This is a genomic window from Streptomyces sp. NPDC006925 (assembly GCF_042869575.1).
Taxonomy (GTDB): domain Bacteria; phylum Actinomycetota; class Actinomycetes; order Streptomycetales; family Streptomycetaceae; genus Streptomyces.
This window is the reverse complement of sequence record NZ_JBIAGB010000004.1, coordinates 408,340-413,909: the sequence shown is the minus strand read 5'-3', so window position 1 is coordinate 413,909 and position 5,570 is coordinate 408,340. Positions and strand designations below refer to the sequence as shown.

At 71.3% G+C, this 5,570-nt stretch carries 4 protein-coding genes; 3 read left to right on the top strand and 1 reads right to left on the bottom strand.

Annotation, left to right across the window (positions count from 1 at the left end):
• Window positions 1–207: 207 nt before the first annotated feature.
• A complete protein-coding gene (locus ACFYNS_RS09440; RefSeq protein ID WP_360297255.1) occupies window positions 208–873 on the bottom strand; it encodes a response regulator transcription factor in 666 nt (221 codons plus the stop codon).
• A 395-nt stretch (window positions 874–1,268) separates the two neighbouring features.
• Between ACFYNS_RS09440 and pdhA the strand changes: the two genes are divergently transcribed.
• From pdhA to ACFYNS_RS09425, 3 genes are read left to right on the top strand one after another with little or no spacing between them, the layout of a single operon-like run.
• Entirely contained in the window at window positions 1,269–2,717 is a 1,449-nt protein-coding gene (gene pdhA, locus ACFYNS_RS09435; protein WP_388601834.1) for a pyruvate dehydrogenase (acetyl-transferring) E1 component subunit alpha, read from the top strand.
• Complete coding sequence (locus ACFYNS_RS09430; protein ID WP_074999001.1) at window positions 2,717–3,721, top strand: alpha-ketoacid dehydrogenase subunit beta; 1,005 nt, start codon at window positions 2,717–2,719, stop codon at window positions 3,719–3,721. The genes pdhA and ACFYNS_RS09430 overlap by 1 nt, the downstream gene beginning before the upstream one ends.
• Before the next feature lie 13 nt (window positions 3,722–3,734).
• A complete protein-coding gene (locus ACFYNS_RS09425; protein ID WP_360297249.1) occupies window positions 3,735–5,261 on the top strand; it encodes a dihydrolipoamide acetyltransferase family protein in 1,527 nt (508 codons plus the stop codon).
• Window positions 5,262–5,570 lie beyond the last annotated feature (309 nt).

Here is a 5,570-nt window from a genome sequence, read left to right as displayed (position 1 = left end):
TCACATGGGTGCGGCTGGGGGTCCTAGGGGGCGAAGCCCACTAGCGGGGGGTGTTGGGGGGCGGAGCCGCCCCAACGCCCGTCCGGCGAGGACAAAAAGGGGGTTCGGGGGCGAAGCCCCCGACAACGAACGCCGCACCCGGCAAACAACGGGATGGGGAACGCACCCCGCGAAAGGGGAGGCGGCGCCCCCGCAAGGGGGCGCGGCTCAGTCATCGTGGGCCGCGCGGATCCGCGCAATGTACGCGGCGGCCTGAGACCGCCGCTCCATGCCCAATTTCCCCAGCAGTCCGGAGACGTAGTTCTTCACCGTCTTCTCGGCGAGGTGGAGCCGTTCTCCGATGGCCCGGTTGGTCAGTCCCTCTCCGATCAGTCCCAGGATGGTGCGCTCCTGGGCGGAGAGCGCGCCGAGCCGTTCGTCCGGGGGGCCGCCGGTGCTCCGGTCGCGCAGCCGGTCCAGGACGCGCCGGGTGTCGGCCGGGTCGAGCAGCGAGATGCCGGCGGCGACCTGGTGTACGGCGTGCAGGAGTTCGCCGCCGGTCAGCCCTTTGAGTACGTAGCCGGAGGCGCCGGCCACCACGGAGGCGAGGAGTGCCTCGTCGTCGGCGTAGGAGGTGAGCATCAGGCAGCGCACGCTCTCGTCGCGGGAGCGCACTTCGCGGCAGACCTCGATGCCGCTGCCGTCCGGGAGCCGTACGTCGAGGATGGCCACGTCCGGTCGGGTGGCGGTGATTCCGCTGATCGCGTCGGCCGCTGTACCGGCTTCTCCGGCGATCTCGATGCCGGGGTCGGCGGCGAGCATGTCGCGCACGCCTCTGCGGACGATCTCGTGATCGTCGACCAGGTATACCCGTGTTCGTCCATTTTCGGGCATTTTCTCAGTCTCACATATTGATCGGCTCTCCACTCTTCCCGGGCTCCCGCACCCCGGGTTACCGTGCGGAGGTCCGCGGCTCGCGAAGCCGTGACCAGTGATGTCCCGATTCTTCGCACAATTGCTCGGGGTTCCTCGTTCTTACTTGGATATCCGAGCAAAGTTGCAGGTCAGGGCCGCCTCGTGCGTCTATGGAGATGCCAGCCATGGCTGGGGTGTCCCGGCCGGGGTCGGGACAGCGTGGCCGCGACCGGGACAGCAGTCACCGCCCGGTGCCGACCGCGACGCTCCCACCCCGTGCGCCGCACGGGACCGGGCGAGCCTCCCCCCGCCAGTGGGTGGGGGAGCCCCAGGTCACCGGCAATCCCGGCGGCCGGACAGACGGAGGAGCACACGTGACCGTGGAGAGCACTGCCGCGCGGAGCGACGCGCGCCGCAGCGGCACCGGAGGAAAGCGCGCCACCCAGGCCGCCACCGGCAGGGCCGCCGGGAACGGCAAGGCCGCCGGGAACGGGACGGCCGAGGCCCCCGAGGGCGGGACGGCCTCGGGTACGCCCCGCAAGGCGGCGGCGAAGACGTCCCGCAAGCCGGCCGCCAAGAGCACCGGCAGCACCAAGAGCAGCGGGAAGACCACCCGAAAGAGCCCGGCCAAGAGCACCACGAAGGGTTCTGCCAAGGCCAAGGCCCCCGGCAAGGCCCCCGCGAAGGCCCCCGCGAAGGCCGGGGCCCGCACCCCGGCCCCCGGCGACGGCCTCGGGCAGCCCGAGCCCGAGCTGGTCCAGCTCCTGACCCCCGAGGGCGAGCGGGTCACCCATCCGGACTATGACGTCGATCTGAGTGCCGAGGAGATCCAGGGCCTCTACCGTGACATGGTGCTGACCCGGCGGTTCGACGCCGAGGCCACGGCGCTGCAGCGGCAGGGCGAGCTGGGGCTGTGGGCCTCGCTGCTGGGCCAGGAGGCTGCGCAGATCGGTTCCGGCCGCGCGCTGCGCCCGGACGACTACGTCTTCCCCACTTACCGTGAGCACGGCGTCGCCTGGTGCCGCGATGTGGATCCGACGATGCTGCTGGGCATGTTCCGCGGGGTGAACAACGGTGGCTGGGACCCGAGCACCAACAACTTCCACCTCTACACGATCGTCATCGGCTCCCAGGTGCTGCACGCGACCGGGTACGCGATGGGCGTGGCCAAGGACGGCGCCGACTCGGCGGTGATCGCCTACTTCGGTGACGGTGCCTCCAGCCAGGGCGACGTCGCCGAGGCGTTCACGTTCTCCGCGGTCTACAACGCTCCGGTGGTCTTCTTCTGCCAGAACAACCAGTGGGCGATCTCGGAGCCCACCGAGCGCCAGTCGCGGGTGCCGATCTACCAGCGGGCCCAGGGCTTCGGCTTCCCCGGGGTGCGGGTGGACGGCAACGACGTGCTGGCCTGCCTCGCGGTGACCAAGGCCGCCGTGGAGCGTGCCCGCGCGGGTGAGGGCCCGATGCTGATCGAGGCGTTCACCTACCGGATGGGTGCTCACACCACGTCCGACGATCCCACGCGCTACCGCTCCGACGAGGAGCGCACCGAGTGGGAGGCCAAGGACCCGATCCAGCGGCTGCGGGTCTACCTGGAGAGTGCGGGCCTGGCCGACGACGCCTTCTTCGCCGGTGTGGAGGAGGAGAGCGAGGCCATGGGGCGGCATGTGCGCGAGGCGATCCGCACCATGCCCGACCCCGACACCATGGCGATCTTCGAGAACGCCTACGCGGACGGACACGCGCTGGTCGACGAGGAGCGCGCCCAGTTCGCCTCGTATCTCGCCTCGTTCGCCGACTCGGATTCCCAGGAGGGCCGCTGATGGCCGCCACCGGCACGGCCCCCGCGGCCGCCCAGAAGCTTCCCGTCGCCAAGGCGATCAATTCTTCGCTGCGCACGGCGCTGGAGAACGACCCCAAGGTCCTCGTCATGGGCGAGGACGTCGGCAAGCTCGGCGGGGTCTTCCGGGTCACCGACGGGCTCCAGAAGGACTTCGGCGAGGACCGGGTCATCGACACCCCGCTGGCCGAGTCCGGCATCGTCGGGACCGCGATCGGGCTGGCGCTGCGCGGGTACCGTCCTGTGGTCGAGATCCAGTTCGACGGTTTCGTCTTCCCCGCCTACGACCAGATCGTCACCCAGCTCGCCAAGATGCACGCGCGAGCCCTGGGCAAGATCAAACTGCCGGTCGTCATCCGTATCCCCTACGGCGGCGGCATCGGTGCGGTGGAGCACCACAGCGAGTCGCCGGAAGCACTGTTCGCGCATGTGGCGGGGCTCAAGTGCGTCTCGCCCTCGAACGCCTCGGACGCCTACTGGATGATGCAGCAGGCCATCGAGAGCGACGACCCGGTGATCTTCTTCGAGCCGAAGCGGCGCTACTGGGACAAGGGCGAGGTCGACCCGTCCGCCATCCCGGCGCCGCTGCACTCCGCGCAGGTGGCCCGGCAGGGCAGTGCGGTGACCGTCGCTGCGTACGGCCCGATGGTGAAGGTCTGCCTGGAGGCAGCGGCGGCCGCCGAGGAGGAGGGCAACTCGCTGGAGGTCGTGGACCTGCGTTCGATGTCGCCCATCGACTTCGACACGGTGCAGCGCTCCGTCGAGAAGACGGGCCGTCTCGTGCTCGTCCACGAGGCCCCGGTCTTCCTCGGTACCGGAGCGGAGATCGCCGCCCGCATCACCGAGCGGTGCTTCTACCATCTTGAAGCACCGGTACTGCGGGTGGGCGGTTTCCACGCGCCGTACCCACCGGCCCGGCTGGAGGACGAGTACCTGCCGAACCTGGACCGGGTGCTCGATGCCGTCGACCGCGCGCTGGCGTACTGAGGAGAGCGTGACGATGACCAACAGCGCACAGACCGGACAGGCGGCCGCCGGAGTCCGCGAGTTCAAGATGCCCGACGTGGGCGAGGGGCTCACCGAGGCGGAGATCCTCAAGTGGTACGTCCAGCCCGGTGACACGGTCACCGACGGGCAGGTCGTCTGCGAGGTGGAGACGGCCAAGGCCGCGGTGGAACTGCCCATCCCCTTCAACGGGCTGGTGCACGAGCTGCGGTTCGACGAGGGTACGACGGTCGACGTCGGTACGCCGATCATCACCGTCGACACCGGTGGCCCGGCCACGGGCACCGGCGGCGGGGGTGCCTCCGCCGCCCAGCCCGCGATGGAGACCGGGCCCGCGGCGGCCGCCGAGGTCGCGGGTGAGGCGGAGGCCGCGCAGGCCGGCGGCGAGGAGGCCGAGCCCGAGGGGCGGCAGCCCGTGCTCGTCGGGTACGGCGTCGGCACCAGCTCGACCAAGCGCCGCCCGCGCAAGCCCGCGGCCGGTGCGGCGGACACGGCGGCACCGGCTCCGGCTCCGGCCGCGGAGCGGGTCGTCGCTCCGGCGCCCGCTGCGGCCCCCGCGAGCAACGGGAGCGGGGCCGCGGCTCCGGTCGCGCCCGGCGGGCCGCGGCCGCTCGCCAAGCCCCCGGTGCGCAAGCTCGCCAAGGATCTGGGTGTCGATCTGAGCACCGTCACCCCGACCGGCCCGGACGGCATCGTCACCCGCGACGATGTGCACGCTGCTGCGGCACCGGCCCGGACACCCGCGCCCGCGGCTCCCGCACCCGTCGCCGCGGCGGCGGAACCGAGGACAGAAGCGGCACCGGAGCCCGCGGCTCCGGGCGCCCGCGAGACCCGTATCCCCGTGAAGGGTGTGCGGAAGGCCACGGCGCAGGCGATGGTCGGCAGCGCGTTCACGGCGCCGCACGTCACCGAGTTCGTGACGGTGGACGTCACGCGCACGATGAAGCTGATCGGGCAGCTCAAGCAGGACCCCGATCTGGCCGGGGTCCGGGTCAATCCGCTGCTCTTCGTCGCCAAGGCGTTCCTGCTGGCGATCCGGCGCAACCCGGACGTCAACGCGTCCTGGGACGAGGAGCACCAGGAGATCGTGCGCAAGCACTACGTCAACCTGGGGATCGCGGCGGCCACGCCGCGCGGGCTGATCGTTCCCAACATCAAGGACGCGCAGGACAAGACCCTGCCCGAACTGGCATCCGCGCTCGGTGAGCTGATCGGTACGGCACGCGAGGGGAAGACCAGCCCTGCCGCGATGAGCGGGGGCACGGTGACGATCACCAATGTCGGCGTCTTCGGTGTCGACACCGGTACGCCGATCCTCAACCCGGGCGAGTCCGCCATTCTGGCCTTCGGCCGGATCCGCGAGCAGCCCTGGGTGCACAAGGGCAAGGTCAAGCCGCGGCATGTCACGACGCTGGCGCTCTCCTTCGACCACCGGTTGGTGGACGGGGAGCTGGGCTCCAAGGTGCTGGCGGACACCGCGGCGGTGCTGGAGCGGCCCAAGCGGCTCATGACGTGGTCCTGAGAGAGCGATACGTGACGTGGTCCTGGCCACGCGACTCATGACGTGAGTCAGGACGAAGGGACCCATGACGTGGTTCCCGTCCACACGGCTCACGATGTGGCCCTGACCGGGCGGCTCATGGCGTGCGCCTGACCAGGCGAGCCGTGATGTGGTCCTGACAGGCGGCGGTCGCGGACCGTGACCGAACGCACCGGGGGTGGGGGGGGGGGGGGGGGGGGGGGGGCGGGGCGGCGGCCGCCGGCGGGGGGGGGGGGCGCCCCGCACGCCGCCGGAGGCGCGGACGGAGGCACGTTGCTCGCGGCGGGCGCA